General features: G+C 61.7%; 14 protein-coding genes. 8 read left to right on the top strand and 6 right to left on the bottom strand.

Translation table 11 applies throughout. The features are described from left to right. Nucleotides 1–267 precede the first annotated feature (267 nt). On the top strand, nt 268–2,538 hold the full coding sequence (gene rlmKL / locus ELQ88_RS24580; RefSeq protein ID WP_128870627.1) for a bifunctional 23S rRNA (guanine(2069)-N(7))-methyltransferase RlmK/23S rRNA (guanine(2445)-N(2))-methyltransferase RlmL: 2,271 nt from the start codon (nt 268–270) through the stop codon (nt 2,536–2,538). Nucleotides 2,539–2,733: 195 nt separating this feature from the next. Next, nucleotides 2,734–5,133 carry a diguanylate cyclase gene (locus ELQ88_RS24575; RefSeq protein ID WP_138968354.1) on the top strand — a complete coding sequence of 800 codons (2,400 nt, stop codon included), beginning with the start codon at nt 2,734–2,736 and terminating at the stop codon, nt 5,131–5,133. A gap of 141 nt (nt 5,134–5,274) precedes the next feature. Here the strand turns inward: ELQ88_RS24575 and dacB are convergent, their stop codons facing one another. Next, on the bottom strand, nt 5,275–6,735 hold the full coding sequence (gene dacB, locus ELQ88_RS24570; RefSeq protein ID WP_138968352.1) for a D-alanyl-D-alanine carboxypeptidase/D-alanyl-D-alanine-endopeptidase: 1,461 nt from the start codon (nt 6,733–6,735) through the stop codon (nt 5,275–5,277). Between the two features lie 231 nt (nt 6,736–6,966). Here dacB and ELQ88_RS24565 point away from each other — a divergent pair, with 231 nt between their 5' ends. After that, a complete protein-coding gene (locus tag ELQ88_RS24565) occupies nt 6,967–7,311 on the top strand; it encodes a YggL family protein (RefSeq protein ID WP_007896965.1) in 345 nt (114 codons plus the stop codon). Nucleotides 7,312–7,465: 154 nt separating this feature from the next. On the opposite strand, the gene ELQ88_RS24560 is transcribed toward ELQ88_RS24565, so the two are convergent. Beyond that, nucleotides 7,466–8,656 carry a benzoate/H(+) symporter BenE family transporter gene (locus ELQ88_RS24560; protein WP_128870624.1) on the bottom strand — a complete coding sequence of 397 codons (1,191 nt, stop codon included), beginning with the start codon at nt 8,654–8,656 and terminating at the stop codon, nt 7,466–7,468. 349 nt (nt 8,657–9,005) lie between these two features. Between ELQ88_RS24560 and ELQ88_RS24555 the strand changes: the two genes are divergently transcribed. Continuing rightward, nucleotides 9,006–9,770 (top strand): GntR family transcriptional regulator, encoded by a 765-nt coding sequence (locus ELQ88_RS24555; protein WP_138968350.1) that lies wholly within the window; start codon nt 9,006–9,008, stop codon nt 9,768–9,770. A gap of 152 nt (nt 9,771–9,922) precedes the next feature. Here ELQ88_RS24555 and guaD read toward each other — a convergent pair whose 3' ends face one another. From guaD to xdhA, 4 genes are all read right to left on the bottom strand, one after another. Beyond that, nucleotides 9,923–11,227: a guanine deaminase gene (gene guaD / locus ELQ88_RS24550; protein ID WP_138968348.1), complete on the bottom strand. Its 1,305-nt coding sequence runs from the start codon at nt 11,225–11,227 to the stop codon at nt 9,923–9,925. A 25-nt stretch (nt 11,228–11,252) separates the two neighbouring features. Continuing rightward, on the bottom strand, nt 11,253–12,113 hold the full coding sequence (gene xdhC, locus ELQ88_RS24545) for a xanthine dehydrogenase accessory protein XdhC (RefSeq protein WP_138968346.1): 861 nt from the start codon (nt 12,111–12,113) through the stop codon (nt 11,253–11,255). 140 nt (nt 12,114–12,253) lie between these two features. After that, complete coding sequence (gene xdhB / locus ELQ88_RS24540) at nt 12,254–14,653, bottom strand: xanthine dehydrogenase molybdopterin binding subunit (RefSeq protein WP_138968344.1); 2,400 nt, start codon at nt 14,651–14,653, stop codon at nt 12,254–12,256. Further along, a complete protein-coding gene (xdhA, locus tag ELQ88_RS24535) occupies nt 14,646–16,100 on the bottom strand; it encodes a xanthine dehydrogenase small subunit (protein ID WP_138968342.1) in 1,455 nt (484 codons plus the stop codon). The genes xdhB and xdhA overlap by 8 nt, the downstream gene beginning before the upstream one ends. A gap of 267 nt (nt 16,101–16,367) precedes the next feature. Here xdhA and ELQ88_RS24530 point away from each other — a divergent pair, with 267 nt between their 5' ends. From ELQ88_RS24530 to ligA, 4 genes are all read left to right on the top strand, one after another. After that, on the top strand, nt 16,368–17,027 hold the full coding sequence (locus ELQ88_RS24530; protein WP_128869560.1) for a GntR family transcriptional regulator: 660 nt from the start codon (nt 16,368–16,370) through the stop codon (nt 17,025–17,027). Nucleotides 17,028–17,029: 2 nt separating this feature from the next. Further along, entirely contained in the window at nt 17,030–20,518 is a 3,489-nt protein-coding gene (gene smc / locus ELQ88_RS24525) for a chromosome segregation protein SMC (protein WP_138968340.1), read from the top strand. A gap of 267 nt (nt 20,519–20,785) precedes the next feature. Continuing rightward, the gene (zipA, locus tag ELQ88_RS24520) at nt 20,786–21,628 is read left to right on the top strand and encodes a cell division protein ZipA (RefSeq protein ID WP_128869561.1); all 843 of its coding nucleotides are present in this window, start codon (nt 20,786–20,788) and stop codon (nt 21,626–21,628) included. A gap of 136 nt (nt 21,629–21,764) precedes the next feature. Beyond that, nucleotides 21,765–24,122 (top strand): NAD-dependent DNA ligase LigA, encoded by a 2,358-nt coding sequence (gene ligA, locus ELQ88_RS24515; protein WP_138968339.1) that lies wholly within the window; start codon nt 21,765–21,767, stop codon nt 24,120–24,122. Nucleotides 24,123–24,148: the final 26 nt, after the last annotated feature.

Below are 24,148 nucleotides of genomic sequence, written 5' to 3'. Positions count from 1 at the left end.
TCGGGCCCTGCGCTAGATGATGGGGTTAATCCTTTGCTGAGAATGGCTCGCATTACGCGGGGCATTATTCGACGAAGGGTCGATTTATGACATTTTGTTGCTTCAACTTTTTTATCTACCTGTGCATCTAAGCTCCTTTGACCGGAGCAGCACCGGTGGGACGGCACACCTTCGTGCCACGCGGGCGTTCTTTTAGAAAAGCGCCTGATTGAAAACCGGGCCGGCAATGCGTTGCCGGTCCACTCAGCTAAAGGTTCTGGAATTCCCATGTCCGATCGTTTCGAACTCTTCCTCACTTGCCCCAAAGGCCTTGAAGGCCTGCTTATCGAGGAAGCCGTCGGGCTTGGCCTTGAAGAAGCGCGTGAGCACACCTCTGCCGTGCGCGGCATGGCAACCATGGAAACCGCCTATCGCCTGTGCCTGTGGTCGCGTCTGGCGAACCGGGTGCTGCTGGTGCTCAAGCGTTTCCCGATGAAGGATGCCGAAGACCTCTACCACGGTGTGCTCGATATCGAGTGGCAAGACCACATGCTCAATGACGGCACCCTGGCCGTCGAGTTCAGCGGTCACGGCTCGGGGATCGACAACACCCACTTCGGCGCCCTGAAGGTCAAGGACGCCATCGTCGACAAACTGCGTACCCCGCAGGGCGACCGTCCCTCCATCGACAAGCTCAACCCGGACCTGCGCATTCACCTGCGCCTGGATCGCGGCGAAGCGATTCTCTCCCTCGACCTCTCCGGCCACAGCCTGCACCAGCGCGGCTATCGCTTGCAGCAGGGGGCGGCGCCGTTGAAGGAAAACCTCGCGGCGGCGATCCTGATCCGTTCCGGCTGGCCACGGATTGCTGCCGACGGCGGCGCCCTGGCTGACCCGATGTGCGGTGTCGGTACCTTCCTGGTGGAAGCGGCGATGATCGCTGCCGACATGGCGCCGAACCTGCGTCGCGAACAGTGGGGCTTTACCGCCTGGCTCGGTCACGTGCCAGCGCTGTGGAAAAAACTTCACGAGGAAGCCACCGAGCGTTGCGCAGCCGGCCTGGCCAAGCCACCCCTGTGGATTCGCGGTTACGAAGCCGACCCGCGCCTGATTCAACCGGGCCGCAACAACGTCGAGCGCGCCGGCCTGAGCGAGTGGATCAAGATCTACCAGGGCGAAGTCGGTACTTTCGAACCGCGTCCGGACCAGAACCAGAAAGGCCTGGTGATCTGCAACCCGCCGTACGGCGAACGTCTGGGTGACGAGGCGAGCTTGCTCTACCTGTACCAGAACCTCGGCGAACGTCTGCGTCAGGCCTGCCTGAACTGGGAAGCCGCCGTGTTCACCGGCGCCCCGGACCTGGGCAAGCGCATGGGGATTCGCAGCCACAAACAATATTCATTCTGGAACGGCGCCTTGCCGTGCAAATTGCTGCTGATCAAGGTCACGCCAGACCAGTTCGTCACCGGCGAGCGACGCACCCCGGAACAGCGTCAGGTTGAGCGTGAGCAAGCCGAAGTCGAGGTTGCCGACAACGATGTGGCACCCGGCAAGTATGAGAAGTACAACAAGAACGGCAACCCGATCAAACCGGCGCCGGTGGTGGTCGAGCAACCGCGCCTGAGCGAAGGCGGGCAGATGTTTGCCAACCGCCTGCAAAAGAACCTCAAGGCCCTGGGCAAGTGGGTCAAGCGTGAAGGCATCGACTGCTATCGCGTGTATGACGCCGACATGCCGGAATACTCCATGGCCATCGACCTGTATCAGGATTGGGTCCACGTCCAGGAATACGCCGCGCCGAAATCCATCGACCCGGAAAAAGCCTCGGCACGCATGTTCGATGCCCTCGCCGCCATTCCGCAGGCGTTGAACATCGACAAGAGCCGCGTGGTGGTCAAGCGTCGCGAGCGTCAGAGCGGCACCAAGCAGTACGAGCGCCAGGCGGCCCAGGGCAAGTTCGTCGAGGTCAACGAAGGTGGCGTGAAGCTGCTGGTCAACCTCACTGACTACCTCGACACCGGGCTGTTCCTTGACCACCGGCCGATGCGCATGCGAATCCAGAAAGAGGCGGCCGGCAAGCGCTTCCTCAACCTGTATTGCTACACCGCGACCGCCAGCGTCCATGCGGCAAAAGGCGGTGCGCGCAGCACCACCAGCGTCGACTTGTCGAAAACCTACCTGGACTGGGCGCGTCGCAACCTGTCGCTCAATGGCTTCTCCGACAAGAACCGGCTGGAGCAGGGCGACGTGATGGTCTGGCTCGACGCCTGCCGTGACGAGTACGACCTGATCTTCATCGACCCGCCGACCTTCTCCAACTCCAAGCGCATGGAAGGCATCTTCGACGTGCAACGGGACCAGGTGCAACTGATCGACCTGGCCATGGCGCGGCTGGCACCGGGTGGGGTGTTGTACTTCTCCAACAACTTCCGCAAGTTCACCCTGGAGGAGAACCTTGCCGAGCGTTACGCGGTCGAGGAAATCACCGCCCAGACCATTGATCCGGATTTCGCCCGTAACGGCAAGATCCACCGCGCCTGGAAAATCATGGCGCGCTGACGCTTGAATCGATTGGAACACCTGTAGGAGCCAGGCTTGCCGGCGAAGAACGATGACGCGGTGTTACAGCGACACCGCGGCGCCTGGTTCGCGGGCAAGCCTCGCTCCTACAAGGACTGGTGAAGTTAGTGGCTAATAGCTATAACTCAAGGTAGCCAATGGGCTTTTCCGCACCTGGCGTCTCGAGTTGCGTCTATGTCGTTGAACGCCGTGCGCCCAAAGATCCTGGGGTTTATCAGTGAAGACGTCTCGGCCTGGCTGGTCGCGCTGCTGGTGTTGCTCGTCGGCGGGATTCTCACGGGATTGCTGGCCTGGTCGACGCTGAATCTGTTTCATCAACAATTGCGGCAACGCTTCCAGCTGCTGGCCAGCGAGCGTTACAGCCGTATCGAAGAACGCTTCGAAGACCAGGTGCAGCGCCTCGATGGCCTGCGCCGGTTCTTCGCCAATTCCGACTCGGTGTCCCGTGAGGAATTCGACGGTTACACCCAACCTTTGCTTCACCGAACCCAGGCGTACTCGTTCGCTCGGCGGGTGACCCGCACCGAACGGCCGGCATTCGAGCGTCAGGTGCGCGACGAAGGGCTGCCTGATTTCACCATCCGCGAACTCGTTGCCGACGGTCAGCTGCAACTGGCGGCCGAGCGCGATGAGTACGTGCCGGTACTCTTCAGCCAGACCCGGAGCAGGCTCGGCTCGCCACTGGGTTATGACTTGCTGGCCCAGCCTTTGCGTCGCGCCACACTTGAGCGCGCGGATGCGTTGGGCGGCATGGCGGTGTCGCAGCCGCTGCACCTGATCAGTATCGAACCGGCTTATGCGCGCGGTGTGCTGCTGTTGGCGCCAGTGATGTCACGCAACAGCGCGGGTTCGGCGGCAGGCAAACCCTACGGCTATGTGATGGCGGTCATCAGCATGCGCCAGCTGCTGGCGGACGGGTTGCCCGAGGCGGATCATGATTTTCTCTCGGTGCGCATCCTCGACTTATCCACAGTCGATCAGCACGAAGCGCTGTTCGAATCGGTCAATACGCCGGCGACCAGCGAATTGTCGGCGACCCGGTTGCTGCGAATGGCCGACCGCGACTATCAGGTCGACATACTGCCCAGCGAGGCTTTTCTGGAGGCCAACCATTCTTCGGTGACCAGCCTGGTGGTGCTGGGCGGTTTGCTCAGTGTGTTGCTCAGTGCCTTGCTTTACGTGCTGGTCAGTCAGCGTCAGCGGGCGTTGACAATGGTCGAACAGCGCACCCACGAACTGCGCGCCCGTGAACAGGAGCTGCGCGGCACCCATGGCCAGCTGCGGGGCGTGCTGGATGCCGCGACGCAGGTCGCGATCATCGCCACCGACCTGCGGGGCATCATCAGCACGTTCAACGCCGGTGCGGAGCAAATGCTCGGCTACACCAGCGCGCAGGCGGTGGGCCATATGACCCTGGAAAACCTGCACCTGCCCCGTGAACTCATGGCGCGCTCGGCGGAGTTGAGCGCGCGTTATGGCAAGCCGATTCCGACCTGCCAGGCGATGTTGGTCGAGGGCGGTGAAGAGGGCGGTCACGAAGCGCGGGAGTGGACGCTGCTGCGTAGCGACGGCAGCCATCTGACGGTGAACATGCTGGCTACGCCCGTGCTCGATGAGCAAGGCCTGTGGGTCGGTCACCTGGCAATCTGCATCGACATCACCGAGCGCAAGCGGGTCCACGAAGCCTTGGCGGCTCGGGATTTGTTACTGAAGAAACTCAGCGCCCACGTGCCCGGCGGCATCTACCAATTCAAGATGGAGTTCGACGGGCGCTTCAGTGTGATTTACGCCAGCGATGGGATCCGTGAGATCTATGAGCTGGAACCCGACGTGTTGTTGCTCAATGCCGAAACGATTTTCACCCGGATTCATCCCCAGGACACAACCCGGGTCCGCGCCTCGATCCGGGCGTCGGCAGACACCCTCAGCCCGTGGCGCGAAGAGTATCGCGTGCTATTGCCCGTGCGCGGCCTGCGCTGGGTCCGTGGCGAGGCGACCCCGGAGGAACTGCCCGGCGGCGGTGTACTCTGGCATGGCTACATTTCGGACATTTCCGACCTGAAACGGGTCGAGGAAGAACTGCGGGCGCTGTCGGTCACGGACTCCCTGACCGGGATCCACAACCGCCGCTATTTCCAGGAACGCCTGACGATCGAAATGGCCCGGGTCGAGCGTGGTGGCGGTAAGTTATCGGTGATCATGCTCGATATCGACCACTTCAAGCGCATCAATGACCAGCATGGCCACGCCGTGGGCGATCGGGTGTTGCAGGCAGTCTGCGACCGCATCGGCCATCGGCTGCGCCGCTCTGACGTGTTCTGTCGCCTGGGTGGCGAGGAGTTCATGGTGCTCTGCCCCGGTATCGACGGCAAACAGGCCCATGTGTTGGCGCTGGAGTTGTGGCAAGGGTTGCGCAACACACCGATCGACGACGTCGGGATCGTCACCGCGAGTTTCGGCATTGCCAGCTGGCAGGTCGGGGAGGGGGCGGATGAGCTGCTGCTGCGGGCGGATTCCGGGGTTTATGCGGCGAAACAGGCGGGGCGGGACCGGGTTGAAAGCGAGATGGACTAAAGGCTGTACACATCCCCCTACGCATATCCCCTGTAGGAGCTGGCTTGCCAGCGAAGGCGGTGTGTCATTCAACATTAATGTCGACTGACACACCGCCTTCGCGAGCAAGCTTGCTCCTACACCGGGAATCCGTGGTGTCTGTTACAACACCGAAGCCGTTTCCGGCAGTTTCGGCTGGCGATACAAGTCCAGCAGCACCTGGTCCAGCACCGAGGAAGCGCCAAACGGTGCCTTGTCGTTGAGGATCGCCACCACCGCCCAGGTGTTGCCATTGATGTCGCGGCTGTAGCCGGAGATCGCCCGTACCGTGTTCAGTGTGCCGGTCTTGACGTGGGCCTCACCGCGCATTGCGGTGGTCTTCAGGCGTTTGCGCATCGTGCCGTCGGTGCCGGCAATCGGCATCGAGCTGATGAACTCGGCGGAATACGGGCTGCGCCATGCGGCTTGCAACATGGCCGCCATTTCCCGCGCGCTCACACGTTCTGCACGGGACAGGCCGGAGCCGTTCTCCATCACCAGGTGCGGCGCGGTGATGCCTTTCTTCGCCAGCCACTGCCGTACCACACGCTGGGCGGCCTTGGCGTCGTCACCGTCGGCGTCGGTGCGGTATTTCTGGCCCAGGCTCAGGAACAGCTGCTGGGCCATGGTGTTGTTACTGTATTTGTTGATGTCGCGGATGATTTCCGCCAGGTCCGGCGAGAAGGCGCGGGCCAGGACCTTGGCGGTTTTCGGGGTTGGCGCCAGCACATCCTTGCCTTGAATGCTGCCACCCAACTCCTTCCAGATCGCCCGTACCGCACCCGCGGTATAGGTCGCGTGGTCGAGCAGCGACAGGTAGGTCTGGGAGCTGCAGCCATCGCCCAGCTGGCCGCCGACAGTCACGGTCACGCTGCCGTCGGCCTGGGTGACCGGGTTGTACCTAACGCCCCCGGTGCATTGCTTGGAATTGATCGCCTTGACCTGGTTTTCGATGCGAATGCTGGCGATCGGCGGCTCCACCGACACCAACACCCGGCCATTGTCGTTGCGCGCGACAAATCGCAGGGCCTTGAGGTTGACCAGCAGCGAGTCGGGCTTGACCAGGAACGGCTTGTTGTCGTCATTGCCGTCGTCGTTGAACTCGGGCAGTTGCGGTTGCATGAAGAAGTTGCGGTCCAGCACCAGGTCGCCGGTGACTTGCGTCACGCCGTTGGCGCGCAGGTCGCGCATCAGCAGCCAGAGTTTTTCCATGTTCAGCTTGGGGTCGCCGCCGCCCTTGAGGTAGAGATTACCGTTGAGGATGCCGCCGCTGAGGGTGCCGTCGGTGTAGAACTCGGTTTTCCACTGATGGTTCGGGCCGAGCATTTCCAGGGCCGCGTAAGTGGTGACCAGCTTCATGGTCGAGGCCGGATTGACCGAGACGTCAGCGTTGTAAATGGTCGGGATGCCAGGGCCGTTGAGCGGGATCATCACCAGCGACAGGGCGCTGTTCGGCATTTTGCTGGCCTTGATGGCCTTTTCGACGTTGGGCGACAGCCCGGTGTTGATTGACGCGGCGGAAACGGGGAAGGCCAGGGGAAGCAGTAAACCGGCCAGCAACAATGGGCGCAAAGACTTGATCATGTGCAATAAAACCCTACAGGCGAGGGGAAAAAGACGAGGGCATGAAAATGAATTCCCTCAGTGGTCATGAAAGTGTCGGCATTATGCCCCAAGCTGTAGCGGCTTGTGCCGTGCCAGGCCTTCAATTGCGCTATTTTTTACCGACGGTAGGCGTGGCGCCGCCGAGAGACGGGCAATCGGCGGTTTAAACTGCTAAAGTGCCGCCCGTTATTACTTATGAGGATTGTTCCAATGGCGACTAACCGTTCCCAGCGTCTGCGCAAAAAACTGTGCGTCGATGAATTTCAAGAGCTGGGTTTCGAGCTGAACCTGGATTTCAAAGAAGATTTGGCTGATGAAGCCATTGATGCTTTCCTCGACGCATTCCTCAAAGAAGCCATGGAAGCCAACGGCCTGGGCTATGTTGGCGGCGACGACTTCGGTCTGGTTTGCCTGCAGAAGCGTGGCTCGGTGTCCGAAGAGCAGCGTGCCGCTGTTGAAGCCTGGCTCAAGGGCCGCAGCGAACTGACCGAAGCGACTGTCAGCCCGCTGATCGACGTCTGGTACCCGGAAAAGCCGATCAATCCGGTAGCTTGATGTCATGAAAAACGGCGACCCAAGGGTCGCCGTTTTTTTTATGTGTTTTTTGTAGGAGCGAGCTTGCTCGCGATGGACGTTAACGATAACGCGTGCTGTCTGGATGAACGCGTCGTCCTCGGGTTCTTCGCGAGCAAGCTCGCTCCTACAAGGATCAGGCTTTACGCCAATTCAGAATCACCAGCGTCAACACCCCCGCCACAATCCCCCAGAATGCCGACCCGATGGAAAACAGCGTCAATCCCGATGCCGTGACCATGAAGGTAATCAGCGCCGCTTCACGTTCCTTCACTTCACTCATGGCAATGCTCAAGCCATTGATGATCGACCCGAACAGCGCCAGCGCGGCGATCGACAGCACCAGCTCTTTAGGCAATGCGGCAAACAGTGCCGCCAGCGTGGCGCCAAATACCCCGGCGATCCCGTAGAAAATCCCGCACCAGACGGCTGCCGTGTAGCGCTTTTGGCGATCCTCATGGGCGTGGGGCCCGGTGCAGATCGCTGCGCTGATGGCCGCCAGGTTGATCCCGTGGGAGCCGAAGGGGGCCAGCAGCAACGAGGCGATGCCGGTGGTGGTGATCAGTGGCGAGGCTGGCACGGTGTAACCATCGGCGCGCAATACGGCGATGCCCGGCATGTTCTGCGACGTCATCGCCACCACGAACAGCGGGATGCCGATGCTGATGGTCGCGGCCAGGGAGAAGTGCGGCGTGGTCCAGACCGGCGTCGCCAGTTCCAGATGGAAACCGCTGAAATCCAGCAACCCCATCAAACCCGACAGCGCCGTGCCGATCAGCAATGCCGCCAGCACCGCATATCGCGGGGACAGGCGCTTGACCAGCAGGTAAGTGAAGAACATCCCCAGCACCAGCGCGGTGCGGTGTTGCGCGGCGACAAAGATTTCGCTGCCGATCTTGAACAGAATCCCGGCCAGCAAGGCCGCGGCCAATGAGGCCGGAATCTTTTTCACCAGGCGCTCGAAGCTGCCGGTCAAACCGCAGACCGTCACCAGTACCGCGCAGGTGATGTAGGCGCCGATGGCTTCGCCGTAGCTCACGCCGCCCAGGCTGGTAATCAGCAAGGCCGCGCCGGGGGTCGACCAGGCGATGGTGATCGGCGTGCGATAACGCAACGACAGGCCGATAGAGCACACCGCCATGCCGATCGAGATCGCCCAGATCCACGATGAAATCTGCCCGCTGGTCAGGCCCGCCGCTTGCCCGGCCTGGAACATCAGCACCAGGGAGCTGGTGTAGCCGGTCATCATCGCGATGAAGCCGGCGACGATGGCCGAAGGCGAGGTGTCGGCCAAAGGGCGAAGTTGCGTGTGCGTGGCGTCGGTCATGACAGCGGTGTTCCTTATTCGTACGAAAATATCCAGGGCAACGCGATCAACTGTAGGAGCTGGCTTGCCAGCGAAGGCGTCTTCATGGGCGCTGCAAGGCTCAAGGCCGCCTTCGCTGGCAAGCCAGCTCCTTCAGGGGATCGCGAAAACCACGGATTCTGCGATCAAGCCTAAACTCAAACGTAACGGACCGTTGCAATACAGCCAAGGCGGCAAACAGCCGTACAGTCGTGTTGCCACCGGTCATTGTGTACAATCGCCGTGTTTTTTACGCGATACTTGCCAGTGACCCACTGTGCCGTATTACAGTCACGGTCAATTCGCCGCCGTTCTACCGACTCGAGTGCCCATGAACGAACAGTTGCAGCCCCTAAAGAAACAACCGCGCGCAGGCAAAGCCGGGCGCAGCGGTACCCAGGACGATATTGTCTACGCGCATATCTTCGAGGCCATCCTCGAACAGCGTCTGGCGCCCGGCACCAAGTTGAGCGAAGAAGCGCTGGGGGAAATTTTCGGGGTCAGTCGCACCATCATCCGCCGTGCGCTGTCGCGCCTGGCCCATGAAGGCGTCGTGCTGCTGCGTCCGAACCGCGGCGCAGTCGTCGCCAGCCCGAGTGTGGAAGAAGCCCGCCAGGTGTTCCTGGCCCGGCGCCTGGTAGAGCGCGCGATCACTGAACTGGCCGTGCAGCACGCCACTGCCGAAGAGATCGCCGAATTGCGCCAGATGGTCGACGACGAGCGCGACAGCTTCTCCCGTGGCGATCGGGGTGCCGGTATCCGTCTGTCGGGCGAGTTCCATCTGAAGTTGGCCGAAGCGGCGAAGAATGCCCCCTTGATCAGCTTCCAGCGCAGCCTGGTGTCGCAGACTTCGCTGATCATCGCCCAGTACGAAAGCGGCAACCGTTCCCACTGCTCCTACGACGAACACACCCAGCTGATCAACGCCATCGAAGCACGCAACGCCGAGCTGGCGGTGGATTTGATGATGCATCACATGAATCACATCGACAGCAAGCTCAACCTTGACGAGGAAAGTGCGTCGGATGACCTGCATGCGGTGTTCTCGCATTTGTTGCAGACGAAGAAACCGGGGCGGCCTGTGGCCAAACTGTAGGAGCGAGCTTGCTCGCGATGGGCTTGAGGACGCCACGGGGTGTCAGGCTTCACGCGTAATCGTTAACGACCATCGCGAGCAAGCTTGCTCCTACAGCACAAAAAATCCCCCGCAACCAACGATTGCGGGGGATTTTTTATGCTCGAATTAACTTAACGCTGATGCACCAGATTCCCCGCCGCATAGGTCTGCAACACCGTCCGGTCATCCCCCAGCGTCATCAACACGAACAAGGTCTCGGCAATGTTGGTGGCCTGCTTCAAGCGATAGCTCAGCAACGGCGTGGCGTTGTAGTCCAGCACCAGGAAGTCTGCATCGGTACCCGGCAGCAACGTACCGATCCTGTCTTCCAGGCGCAGCGCACGCGCCCCGCCGAGGGTGGCCAGGTAGAGCGATTTGAACGGGCTCAAACGCGCCCCCTGCATCTGCATGACCTTGTACGCTTCGTTCAACGTTTGCAGCAGCGAGAAACTGGTGCCGCCGCCGACGTCCGTCCCCAGGCCGACATTCAGCTTGTGCTTCTCGGCCATGGGCAGGTTGAACAGGCCGCTGCCGAGGAAGAAGTTCGAGGTCGGGCAGAAGGCGATGGCCGAGCCGGTTTCTGCCAGCCGGGCGCACTCGTCGTCGCACAGGTGCACGCCGTGGGCGAACACCGAGCGCTCACCCAGCAGCTGGTAGTGATCGTAAACGTCCAGGTAGCCCTTGCGCTCCGGGAACAGTTCCTTGACCCATTCGACTTCCTTGAGGTTTTCGCTGATGTGGGTCTGCATGTACAGGTCCGGGTATTCACCCAGTAACTGCCCGGCCAGGGTCAGTTGCTCCGGGGTGCTGGTCGGTGCAAAACGCGGGGTGACCGCGTAGTGCAGACGGCCCTTGCCGTGCCAGCGCTCGATCAGCGCCTTGCTTTCGACATAACTGGATTCGGCGGTGTCGGTCAGGTAGTCCGGCGCGTTGCGATCCATCATCACCTTGCCGGCGATCATCCGCAGGTCCAGCTGTTCGGCGGCCTCGAAGAACGAGTTCACCGATTGCGGGTGCACGCTGCCGAACACCAGCGCGGTGGTGGTGCCGTTGCGCAGCAGTTCCTTGATGAAAATGTCCGCGACTTCATCGGCGTGGGCCTTGTCGGCGAACTGGCTTTCGCAGGGGAAGGTGTAGGTGTTGAGCCAGTCCAGCAGTTGCTCGCCGTAGGCGCCGACCATGCCGGTTTGCGGCAGGTGGATGTGGGTGTCGATAAAGCCTGGGGTAATCAGCGCATCCTGGTAATGGGTGATCTCGATGTCGGCCGGCAGGGTCGGCAGCAGTTCGCTGGCGTGACCCAGGGCGCTGATCTTGCCGTTATCAATCACCAGCAGACCGTCTTCAAAATACTCGTAGGAGGCTTCGATCCCCACTTCGGCGGGATCGGCGATGCTGTGCAGAATGGCGGCGCGGTAGGCTTTGCGAGTCAGAGGCATGGTCATTCTCTAGTTATGAGGCTTATCAGTTTGACGCTTTCAGGTTCGTGGCCTGACTGCGGCGTGATGCAGGCAGCAGCTTGGCAATCGAGGATCCGGCGCTGGCCGTCTGCTGGCCGAAATCGGCGTTATAGGTGGCGATGATTTCACCGGCGATGGAGATGGCGATTTCCACAGGCAGCTTGCCTTTGACTTCGCCGATACCCATGGGGCAGCGCATGCGTTGCAGCACGGCGTTGTCGAAGCCTCGTTCACGCAGGCGGTGTTCGAATTTCACCCGTTTGGTCTTCGAACCGATCAGGCCGAAGTAGGCGAAGTCGTTGCGCTTGAGGATCGCGGCGGTGAGTTCCAGGTCGAGCTGGTGGTTGTGGGTCATGACGATGCAGTAGCTGCCGGCGGGCAGGTCGTCGATTTCATCGACCGGTTCTTCGCTGACGATCTGGCGTACGCCATGGGGGATCCGTTGCGGAAATTCCGCTTCCCGCGAGTCGATCCAGCGCACCCGGCAGGGCAGGCTGGCGAGCAGCGGCACCAGCGCGCGACCGACATGGCCGGCGCCGAACACGGCGATCTGTGCCTGGACCTGGCCCATCGGTTCGAACAGCAGTACGGTTACGCCGCCACAGCACTGGCCGAGGCTGGCGCCGAGGCTGAAGCGCTCCAGATGAGTGTCCTGCTTGCCGCTGGCGAGCATCTCGCGGCCGAGCTGCATGGCCTTGTATTCCAGATGCCCGCCACCGATGGTGTCGAAGGCCTGGGTGGCGCTGATGACCATCTTCGAGCCGGCATTGCGCGGCGTCGAGCCGAGCTCTTCGATGATGGTCACCAGCACGCAGGGTTCACCCTTTGATTGCAGGTCGGCGAGGGCGTCGATCCAGTTGTACATGTTTCACCTCGACATCAGTGTTGTCTGTTCGGGCCTCTTCGCTGGCAAGCCAGCTCCTACAGGGGTCGCGTCGTTCACATGACCGCGATTCACCACCGATCTGTAGGAGCCGGCTTGCTGGCGATCCAGGCGCCTCGGTCTTAGAGCGAAGCCAACTCCGGCTCAGCCTCGACAGCCTTCGCCACCGTCAACTGCCGCATCTGCTCACACCCCCACAACACCCGCTCCGGCGTCGCCGGCGCGTCGATTTTCGGTTGATGCCGGTAGTCGCCCAGGCTCGCCACGGCGTCCTTGATCGCACACCACGACGCAATCCCCAGCATGAACGGCGGTTCACCCACGGCCTTGGAATGAAACACCGTGTCTTCCGGGTTCTTGCGGTTTTCCACCAGCTTCACCCGCAAATCCAGCGGCATGTCCGCCACCGCCGGGATCTTGTAGCTCGCCGGACCGTTGGTCATCAGCTTGCCCTTGGCATTCCAGACAAGCTCTTCCATGGTCAGCCAGCCCATGCCCTGGATGAAACCACCCTCGACCTGGCCGATGTCGATGGCCGGGTTCAACGAGTCGCCGACGTCGTGGAGGATGTCGGTGCGCAGCATCTTGTACTCGCCGGTCAGGGTGTCGACGATCACCTCGCAACAGGCCGCGCCAAAGGCGTAGTAGTAGAATGGCCGACCACGGGCCTGGCTGCGGTCGTAGTAGATTTTCGGGGTCTTGTAGAACCCGGTGCTCGACAGCGACACCTGGGCGAAATACGCCTGCTGGATCAGCGCTTCGAAGGTCAGGATGTGATCGCGAACCCGCACGTGACCGTTGTGGAACTCCACGTCTTCTTCGCTGACCTTGTAGTGCCGCGCGGCAAATTCAACCAGGCGTTGCTTGATGATTTCAGCGGCGTTCTGCGCGGCTTTACCGTTGAGGTCGGCACCACTGGACGCGGCGGTCGGCGAGGTGTTCGGCACCTTGTCGGTGTTGGTCGCGGTGATCTGCACGCGGTCCATTTCCACCTGGAACACTTCGGCCACCACCTGCGCAACCTTGGTGTTGAGACCCTGGCCCATTTCCGTGCCGCCATGGTTCAGGTGGATGCTGCCGTCGGTGTAGACGTGGATCAAGGCGCCGGCCTGGTTAAGGAAGCTGGCGGTGAAGGAAATCCCGAATTTCACCGGGGTCAGCGCCAGGCCTTTTTTCAGGATCGGGCTGTTGGCGTTGTAGCGACGGATCGCTTCACGGCGCTCGGCGTACTGGCTGCTTTGTTCCAGTTCGGCGGTCATTTCCTCGAGCATGTTGTGCTCGACGGTCTGGTAGTAGTGGGTGACGTTGCGCTCGGTCTTGCCGTAGTAGTTGGCCTTGCGCACCGCCAGCGGATCCAGGGCCAGGTGGCGGGCAATCGCGTCCATCACTTCTTCGATCGCGACCATCCCTTGCGGGCCGCCGAAGCCACGGTAAGCGGTGTTCGACGCAGTGTTGGTCTTGCAGCGGTGACCGTTGATGGTCGCATCGCCCAGGTAATACGAGTTGTCGGCGTGGAACATCGCACGGTCGACAATCGACGCCGACAAATCGGGCGAGCAACCGCAGTTGCCGGCCAGTTCCAGGGCGATGCCGTGCAGGCGACCGGTGCTGTCGAAGCCGACGTCGTATTCGACGTAGAACGGGTGACGCTTGCCGGTCATCAGCATGTCTTCGACGCGCGGCAGGCGCATTTTGGTCGGCTGGCCGGTGAGGTGCGCGATCACCGCGCACAGGCACGCCGGGCTGGCCGCCTGGGTTTCCTTGCCGCCGAACCCGCCGCCCATGCGGCGCATGTCGACGACGATCTTGTTCATCGACACGTCGAGTACTTCGGCGACGAGTTTTTGCACTTCGGTGGGGTTCTGGGTCGAGCAGTACACGATCATGCCGCCGTCTTCGGTCGGCATCACCGAAGAGATCTGCGTTTCGAGGTAGAAGTGTTCCTGGCCGCCGATGTGCAGCGTGCCTTGAATGCGATGCTCGGCGCTGGCCAGCGCCGATGCCGAATCGCCTCGCTGATGGGTGTGGCTGTCGAGCACGAAGTGGCGTTTGCGCAGGGCTTCGACCACATCCAGAACCGGTTCGAGATCTTCGTATTCGATGATCGCGGCCATCGCGGCTTTGCGTGCGGTTTCCAGGTCTTTCGCCGCGACGGCGAGCACCGGTTGGCCGACGAACTGCACGTCATCGATGGCCAGCAGCGGATCGCCCGGCAGCAACGGGCCGATGTCTTTCAGGCCCGGCACGTCTTTATGGGTGATGGCGATGCGCACGCCTTCGAAGGCGTAGCAGGGCTGGGTGTCGATGCTGATGATTTTCGCGTGGGCGCGGTCCGACAACCGTGCGTAAACGTGCAGCTGATTGGGGAATTCCAGCCGATCGTCGATGTACTGCGCTTCGCCGGACACATGCTTGGCGGCGCTGTCGTGCTTGACGCTGCGGCCGACACCGGTGGTCAGGTCCTTGGCGAACAGTTCAGCCAGTTCGGCCTGGGTCTTCTCTACGGCGTGATGATTAGACATAAGCGGTCACCCGAGTCTCGATGTGCGGTGTTTGCAGTTCGATAAAGTATTTGCGCAGCAGGTTCTGCGCGCTGAGCAGGCGGTATTCCTTGCTGGCGCGGAAGTCCGAGAGCGGCGTGAAGTCTTCGGCCAGTGCGGCGCAGGCGCGTTCGACGGTGGCGTGGTTGAACGGTGAGCCGAGCAACACGGCTTCGCAGTGACTGGCGCGTTTCGGGATGGCCGCCATGCCACCAAAAGCCAGGCGAGCGTCGGCAATCACGCCGTTGTCGATGCGCAGGTTGAACGCGGCGCAGACCGCGGAAATGTCATCGTCCAGACGCTTGGACACTTTATAAGCACGGAACAGTTGTTCGACGCTGGCGCGGGGCACGATGATCTTCTCGATGAACTCGCTTTCCTGGCGCGCCGTCACGCGGTAATCGATAAAGTAATCTTCCAGCGCCAGGGTGCGGCGGGTCTCGCCCTTGCACAAAACGATCTGCGCACCCAGGGCAATCAGCAGCGGTGGCGAGTCACCAATCGGCGAAGCGTTGCCGATGTTGCCGCCGAGGGTGCCCTGGTTGCGGATCTGCAACGAGGCGAAACGCTGCAGCAGTTCGCCGAAGTCCGGGTACTCGGTCTTCAAGGCGTCATAGCAATCGGAGAGGGCGGTGGCGGCGCCGATTTCCAGGCGATCGTCGAACACTTCGATGCGCTTCATCTCGGCGACGTTGCCGACGTAGATCATCACCGGCAGGGCACGATGGAACTGCGTGACTTCCAGCGCCAGGTCGGTACCGCCGGCCAGCAGACGCGCTTGTGGATAAGCGTCGTAGAGGTCGGCCAGGTCGGCCACGGTCAGCGGCACCAGGCAACGCTTGTCGCCACTGTTGAGCTCGCCGATGTCGGTAGGCGCGATGGCTTTCAAGCGGGCGATGGTGTCGGCTTCACGGGCATCGAACTGGTCAGTCTGCTGGCCGCAGCAGGACTGTTCGGCGGCTTGCAGAATCGGCCGGTAACCGGTGCAGCGGCACAGGTTGCCCGCCAACGCTTCGTGAGCCTTGTGGGCGTCGGGCGCGTCGCTGTTCTTTTGCAGGGCGAACAGCGACATGACGAAGCCCGGGGTGCAGAAGCCGCACTGCGAGCCGTGGCACTCGACCATGGCTTTCTGCACGCTGTGCAGTTCGCCCTGGTGCTTGAGGTCTTCAACGCTGATCAGTTGTTTGCCATGCAGCGACGAAACAAAGGTCAGGCATGAATTGAGGCTGCGGTAGCGAATGTGCTCGCGGCCGTCGTCATCGGTCTGCAGTTCGCCAACCACCACGGTGCAGGCGCCACAGTCACCGCTGGCGCAGCCTTCTTTGGTGCCGGGTTTGCCCACATGGTCGCGCAGATAATTGAGCACGGTCAGGTTCGGGTCCAGGGCGTGCTCGCTACGGAGTTCCTGGTTAAGTAAAAACTGGATCACGGAAGGCCTCGCAGACTCATTATTGTTGTTAACCGACATGAACCGAATTTAGCAGGTCTGACTTTTCGGTCAATGATTTTCTGACTTAAAGGTCAGAAAATTATCAAATGTCGATCAACGACCGGTTATCTTCATTATTGACCCTCGTTCGCCAGCCTGCTTTTTGCTTGAATCGTGCCAAAAACCACCGGACGGGCACTCCGCCCTGACGGATCAATTGCGCTACACTGCGCCGCTTGTGCAAATCGAAGAGTTTGAAGGACAACCATGACGTTCAAGGCGCCGGACAGCCTCGCCGAGCAAATCGCTCACCACCTCGCCGAACGCATCATTCGCGGCGAAATGAAGCCCGGAGAGCGCATCCAGGAACAGAAGGTCACGCTGGCCCTCAATGTCAGCCGCGGTTCGGTTCGCGAAGCCTTGCTGATCCTCGAGCGGCGCCACCTGGTCGCGATCCTGCCGCGACGGGGCGCCCACGTCACCGAACTCACCGTGCACAAGGTGCAGAGCCTGTGCACGCTGATGAGCGAGTTGTACATCCTGCTCGGCAACGCCGTAGCCAGCGGCTGGCAAGTCCAGGCCGACATGGCGCCGTTCGTGCAAATCCAGCAGCGCCTGACCGCCAGCTACGAACGCCAGGACATCCGCACCTTCGTCGATGACAGCTTCAACGTGATGCGCGCCGCGTACCCGTTTGCCAATAACCCGTACTTGCAGGAAACCGTCGAGAACCTGCAGCCGGCCATGAGCCGTGCGTATTTTCTCGCCCTGGACCAGCGCAAGGCGTCGATGAGCGAGTTCCTCGAACTGTTCGAGCGCCTGCTCGCCGCCGTGCTGGCCCGTGACTTTCCGCAGATCCGCGAGGTGCTGACGGCCTACGCCCAGCGCAGCTGCGATCTGGTGGTTTCCGCCCTGACGGACGCTTAAGCGTGCGGCTCAAGTGCATCAAGCTGGCGGGGTTCAAATCCTTCGTCGACCCGACCACGGTGAACTTCCCCAGTAACATGGCGGCGGTGGTCGGGCCCAACGGGTGCGGCAAGTCGAACATCATCGACGCCGTCCGTTGGGTGATGGGCGAGAGCTCGGCCAAGAACTTGCGCGGCGAGTCGATGACCGACGTCATCTTCAACGGCTCCACCAGCCGCAAACCGGTGAGCCAGGCGAGCATCGAGCTGGTGTTCGACAACTCCGATGGCACCTTGATCGGCGAATACGCGGCCTACGCCGAAATTTCGATTCGCCGCAAAGTCACCCGGGACAGCCAGAACAGCTACTTCCTCAACGGCAGCAAGTGCCGCCGTCGTGACATTACCGACATCTTTCTCGGTACCGGCCTCGGCCCGCGCAGCTATTCGATCATCGAGCAGGGGATGATCTCCAAGCTTATCGAAGCCAAGCCCGAAGACCTGCGCAATTTCATCGAAGAAGCGGCCGGCATCTCCAAGTACAAGGAGCGCCGACGCGAGACCGAAAACCGCATCCGCCGCACCCACGAAAACCTCGCCCGCCTGACCGACCTGCGCGAAGAGCTCGAACGTCAGCTCGAACGGCTGCACCGCCAGGCCGAGGCGGCGAAGAAGTATCAGGAATACAAAGGCGAGGAGCGGCAGCTCAAGGCCCAGTTGTCGGCCCTGCGCTGGCAGGCATTGAACGAACAGGTCGGCCAGCGTGAAGCGATCATCGGCACCCAGGAAATCACTTTCGAAGCCCTGGTGGCCGAGCAGCGCAATGCCGATGCGGCGATCGAGCGCCTGCGTGACGGGCACCACGACCTGTCCGAACGCTTCAATCTGGTGCAGGGGCGCTTCTATTCGGTCGGCGGCGACATCGCCCGGGTCGAGCAGAGTATCCAGCACGGACAACAGCGCTTGCGTCAGTTGCAGGATGACTTGAAGGAAGCCGAGCGCGCGCGCCTCGAAACCGAATCTCATCTGGGCCACGACCGCACGTTGCTGCTGACCCTGGGCGAAGAGCTGGACATGCTCACCCCGGAACAGGAAGTCACCAGCGCCGCCGCCGAAGAGGCTGCCGCCGCGCTGGAAGAGTCCGAAACCACCATGCACGGCTGGCAGGAGCAGTGGGACACCTTCAACCTCACGGCGGCCGAACCCCGGCGGCAGGCGGAAGTCCAGCAGTCGCGGATCCAGCAGCTGGAAACCAGCATGGAGCGCCTGGCCGATCGACAGAAGCGCCTTGGCGAAGAGCGCGCCTTGCTCTCGGCGGATCCGGAAGACGCGGCGATTCTCGAGCTCGGCGAGCAGTTGGCCGCGAGTGAAGCGACCCTGGAAGACTTGCAGGCCAGCGAAGAAGCCCAGGTCGAACGCCTGGAGCAACTGCGTCAGGAACTGCAGCAAGCGCTGTCGGCGCAGCAGCAGGCCCAGGGTGATTTGCAGCGCCTCAACGGGCGCCTCGCTTCCCTGGAAGCCTTGCAGCAAGCCGCGCTCGATCCCGGCACCGGCACCGCCGAATGGCTGCGCGAACAGCACCTGGCGGATCGCCCGCGCCTGGCCGAAGGCCTGAAGGTGCAAGCCGGTTGGGAGCTGGCGGTGGAGACCGCGCTCGGCGCCGATCTGCAAGCGGTGCTGGTGGACGATTTTGCCGCTTTCGACCTGGCCGGGTTTGCCCAGGGCGATCTGCGCTTGCTCAGCCCCGCCAGCGATGGCGTGCGCATCGCCGGCAGCCTGCTCGACAAGGTCGAGGCGCAGATCGATCTGTCGCCCTGGTTGGGGCAAGTCAAACCGATTGAAACTCTCGAACAAGCCCTGGCCCTGCGCAGTCAATTGACCGCCGGCCAAAGCCTGATCAGCCGCGACGGCTACTGGGTCGGCCCGCACTTCTTGCGCGTGCGTAGGGCCAGCGAAGCGGAAAGTGGGGTGCTGGCCCGTGGCCAGGAAATCCAGCGCCTGGGCCTTGAGCGCGAAGTACGCGAAGCCACGGTGGAAACCCTGGAAACCCGCCTGCAGAACCTGCGGGCCCAGCAACGCCAGCAGGAAAACGGTCGCGAGCATCTGCGCCGTCTGCTGCAGGACGAAGCCCGCCAGCAGGGCGAATTGAAAGCCCAGTTGTCGGCCGGTAAAGCCAAGGTCGAGCAGCTGACATTGCGTCGTACCCGTCTGGACGAAGAGCTGGTCGAGCTCGGCGAGCAACGCGCGCTGGAGCACGAAAATATCGGCGAAGCACGCCTGCAATTGCAGGACGCCCTCGACAGCATGGCGCTCGATACCGAGCAGCGTGAGTTGCTGCTGGCCCAGCGCGACAGCCTGCGCGAGCGCCTCGATCGGGTGCGCCAGGAAGCCCGGCAGCACAAGGATCACGCGCATCAACTGGCGGTGCGCCTGGGTTCGCTCAAGGCCCAGCACGATTCCACGCGCCAGGCGCTGGAACGGCTGGAAATGCAGGCCGAGCGCCTGACCGAAAAACGCGAACAGCTGAGCCTCAATCTGGAGGAGGGTGAGGCACCGCTGGAAGAGTTGCGCCTCAAGCTCGAAGAATTGCTCGACAAGCGCGTGACCGTCGACGAAGAACTCAAGACTGCGCAGATCGCCCTGGAAGATGCCGATCGCCAATTGCGCGAAGCGGAAAAACGACGTAACCAGGCCGAGCAGCAATCGCAATTGATCCGCGGCCAGCTCGAGCAACAGCGCATGGAATGGCAAGCCCTGACCGTGCGCCGCAAGGCCCTCGAAGATCAGTTGCACGAGGACGGCTACGACCTGCACGGCGTGCTTGCCACCCTGGTGGCCGGGGCCAACGAGAAAGACGCCGAGGAGGAACTCGAGCGCATCGCGGCGCGGATCCAGCGCCTGGGCGCGATCAACCTGGCGGCCATCGACGAATACCAGCAACAATCCGAGCGCAAACGGTATCTGGATGCGCAGAACGACGATCTGGTGGAAGCGCTGGACACCCTCGAGAATGTGATTCGCAAGATCGACAAGGAAACCCGAAACCGCTTCAAGGATACCTTTGATCAGATCAATGCCGGTATTCAGGCCCTTTTCCCAAAAGTTTTCGGTGGCGGCAGCGCGTATTTGGAACTGACGGGCGAAGATCTACTCGATACAGGGGTAACGATCATGGCGCGGCCGCCAGGAAAGAAGAACAGCACCATCCATTTGCTCTCCGGTGGCGAAAAAGCCCTGACCGCATTGGCCCTGGTATTTGCCATCTTCAAGTTGAATCCGGCGCCGTTCTGCATGCTCGACGAGGTTGACGCGCCACTGGATGACGCTAACGTTGGACGCTACGCACGGCTGGTAAAGGAGATGTCGCAGACGGTGCAATTCATCTACATCACCCACAACAAGATCGCCATGGAAATGGCCGATCAACTGATGGGGGTGACGATGCACGAGCCGGGTTGTTCGCGGCTGGTGGCGGTGGATGTCGAGGAGGCGATGGCGATGGTCGAGGCCTGAGTCGCGGGCTTGCAGGACAACGCAGCCCAGGTATTCGTCAGAAGCGGGACGAATTACCGGACGCTGGTTGCTGGCCAGTCGACATATTCGCGCAAGCCACGAGACAGACGGTGTAAAGTTGCCTTTGGTCGTGCTAGTTTAATGTCAATTTATCGTATGCGTGGGCAAAACGCCTGTCAGAACATAGAGTTGGCGCCACGTTTTAAAGCGGTTTACCAGCTGTAAACCCCTTATTTTTCAGCATTTTTTATAGAGGCACGGGATTACATGGAAATCGGTCTGCGCGAGTGGCTGATCCTCATCGGCATTATTGTCATTGCCGGGATTCTTTTCGACGGCTGGCGGCGCATGCGCGGCGGCAAGGGGAAACTGAAATTCCGTCTTGACCGGAATTTGTCCAATTTGCCTGACGAGGACACCAGTGCCGAGCTGTTGGGCCCGCCCCGGGTGTTGGATACCCATAAGGAACCGCACCTGGACGAGCACGATCTGCCGTCGGTGAGCATGCCGGCCCGTGAACAGCGCGAATCAGGCGCCAAGCGCGGCAAGCGCGGCGAGCCATCCCAGGGTGACCTCAACCTGGACCTGGAAGGCGGTCCGAGCTTCAGCAGCCGTGACGACGATTACCCTGACGACACCAAGGCCTCGGCCTCGACCAGCGACAGGGAGCAGCCGCAAGCCGAAGAAGTGCTGGTGATCAGTGTGATCTGCCGCGACGCTGCCGGCTTCAAGGGCCCGGCGCTGTTGCAGAATATTCTGGAAAGCGGCCTGCGCTTCGGCGAAATGGATATTTTCCACCGCCACGAAAGCATGGCCGGCAACGGCGAAGTCCTGTTCTCGATGGCCAACGCGGTCAAGCCCGGCGTTTTCGACCTGGACGACATCGATCACTTCAGCACGCCGGCGGTGAGCTTCTTCCTCGGCCTGCCGGGCCCGCGTCATCCCAAGCAAGCCTTCGACGTGATGGTGGCGGCGGCGCGCAAGCTGTCCCAGGAACTGAACGGCGAACTGAAAGACGACCAGCGCAGCGTGTTGACTGCCCAGACGATCGAGCATTACCGTCAGCGCATCGTCGAATTCGAACGCCGCGCCTTGACCCAGAAGCGCTGATCTGTAGGAGCCGGCTTGCCGGCGAAGGCGATCTCACGTACGCCTTCGCCGGCAAGCCTGGCTCCTACAATGAATCTCCGCCGCTTCAACAGATTGAGCAGCCTCGGCTGCTCTTTTGCTTTATGAGAGAACACCCATGACCGCCGCCAACAAACGCATTCTAGAGCTGCGCGCTGAGCTGGATCAGCACAACTATCGCTACCACGTGCTGGACGAGCCGAGCATTCCGGACGCCGAATACGATCGGTTGTTCCACGAGCTCAAGGCCCTCGAAGCGGCCAACCCCGAATTGATCACCAGCGATTCGCCGACCCAGCGCGTCGGCAGCGCGGCGCTGTCGGCGTTCACCCAGGTGCGCCACGAAGTGCCGATGCTCAGCCTCGGCAACGCCTTCGAAGAAACCGACATGCGCGAGTTCGATCGCCGGGTCACCGAAGGCCTGGATCTGCCGAGCGGCGACTTGTTCGGCAGCGCCGCCGCGGTGGAATACAGTTGTGAACCCAAGCTCGACGGCCTGGCGGTCAGTCTGTTGTATCAGGATGGCGTGCTGGTGCGCGGCGCGACCCGCGGCGATGGCACCACCGGTGAAGACATCAGCGTCAATGTGCGCACGGTACGCAACATCCCGCTCAAACTGCACGGCAGCGGCTGGCCGGCGACCCTGGAGGTGCGCGGTGAAGTTTTCATGTCCAAGGCCGGTTTCGAGCGGCTCAACGCCACGCAGCTGGAAGTCGGCGGCAAGACCTTTGCCAATCCGCGCAACGCGGCGGCGGGCAGCTTGCGCCAGCTGGATTCGAAGATCACTGCCAACCGTCCTCTGGAATTCTGCTGCTACGGCATCGGCCAGATCTCAGCGGATATTGCCGACACGCACATTGGCAATCTCAAGCAGCTCCAGGCCTGGGGCCTGCCGATCAGCCATGAACTGAAACTGGCGTACGGCATCGATGAATGCCTGGATTACTACCGCGACATCGGTGAGCGCCGTAATGCGCTGACTTATGAAATCGACGGCGTGGTGTTCAAGGTCAACAGCATTGCCTCCCAGCGTGAACTGGGTTTTCGCGCGCGCGAACCGCGCTGGGCCATCGCGCACAAATTCCCGGCCATGGAAGAACTCACCGAGTTGCTCGATGTGGAGTTCCAGGTGGGCCGCACTGGCGCGGTGACGCCGGTGGCGCGCTTGAAACCGGTCAAGGTGGCCGGCGTCACCGTCGCCAATGCGACCTTGCACAACATGGACGAGGTCGCGCGCCTGGGCTTGATGATCGGCGACACGGTGATCATCCGGCGTGCCGGCGACGTGATTCCGCAGGTGGTGCAAGTGATCACCGAGCGCCGCCCGGATAACGCGCGGCCGGTGCAGATTCCCGAGCAGTGCCCGGTGTGCGGCTCCCATGTCGAGCGCACGCAACTGGTCAAGCGCAGCAAGGGGCGCGAGACCATCAGCGAAGGCGCGGTGTACCGCTGCGTCGGTCGGCTGGCCTGCGGCGCGCAACTCAAGCAGGCGATCATTCACTTCGTCTCCCGTCGCGCCATGGACATCGAAGGCCTGGGCGACAAGAGCGTCGAGCAACTGGTGGACGAAGGCCTGGTGAGTTCGCCGGCCGATCTGTATGCCTTGAAGTTCGACGATATTGTCGACCTGGAAGGGTTTGCCGAACTGTCGAGCAAAAAACTGCTCAGTGCGATCGAAGACAGCAAGCAACCAAGCCTGGCGCGCTTCATCTACGCCTTGGGGATTCCCGACGTCGGCGAAGAGACCGCCAAGGTGCTGGCACGCTCCCTCGGCTCGCTGGAGCGGGTCCAGCAGGCCTTGCCGCAAGTGCTCACCTACTTGCCGGATGTCGGCCTGGAAGTGGCGCACGAGATCCACAGCTTCTTCGAAGATGCGCACAACCAGCAGGTGATCAAGGAACTGCTCAAGCACGGCCTGCAGATCCAGGACCAGGGCGAGCTGGGCGCCGAATTTTCCGCCAGCACCACCCTCGGCGGCTTCCTCGACAAGCTGCACATTCCCTCGGTAGGCCCGGGCGGGGCGCAGAAGCTGGCTGACAAGTTCGGTTCGCTGGAGGCGGTGATGAACGCCGACTGGCTGGACATGCGTCAGGCATTGCCGGAGAAGCAGGCGAATGCGGTTCGGGAGTTTTTCGCGCAGGCGGCTAATCGCCAGCTCGCTGAGGCCGCCGAAAAGCAGCTGAGCGATTTCGGCATGCACTGGCAGAGCGAGAAAAAAGTCGTCGAAGGCTTGCCGCTGGCCGGGCAGACCTGGGTGTTGACCGGTTCGCTGGAGCTGATGAGCCGCGAGGTGGCCAAGGACAAACTCGAAAGCCTGGGTGCCAAGGTGGCGGGCTCGGTGTCGGCCAAGACCCACTGCGTGGTCGCCGGGCCGGGTGCCGGTTCCAAGTTGACCAAGGCCAATGAGCTGGGGTTGAAGGTGCTGGATGAAGAAGCGTTTGTCGTGTTCCTGGGCAAGCATGGTATTTCCGTGTGATGCCATTCGCTGGCAAGCCAGCTCCT

The sequence above is a fragment of the Pseudomonas sp. MPC6 genome, assembly GCF_006094435.1.
In the GTDB taxonomy this organism is placed as follows: domain Bacteria; phylum Pseudomonadota; class Gammaproteobacteria; order Pseudomonadales; family Pseudomonadaceae; genus Aquipseudomonas.
The sequence above is the reverse complement of the archived record's forward strand: the minus strand, read 5'-3'. Positions and strand labels throughout refer to the sequence as shown.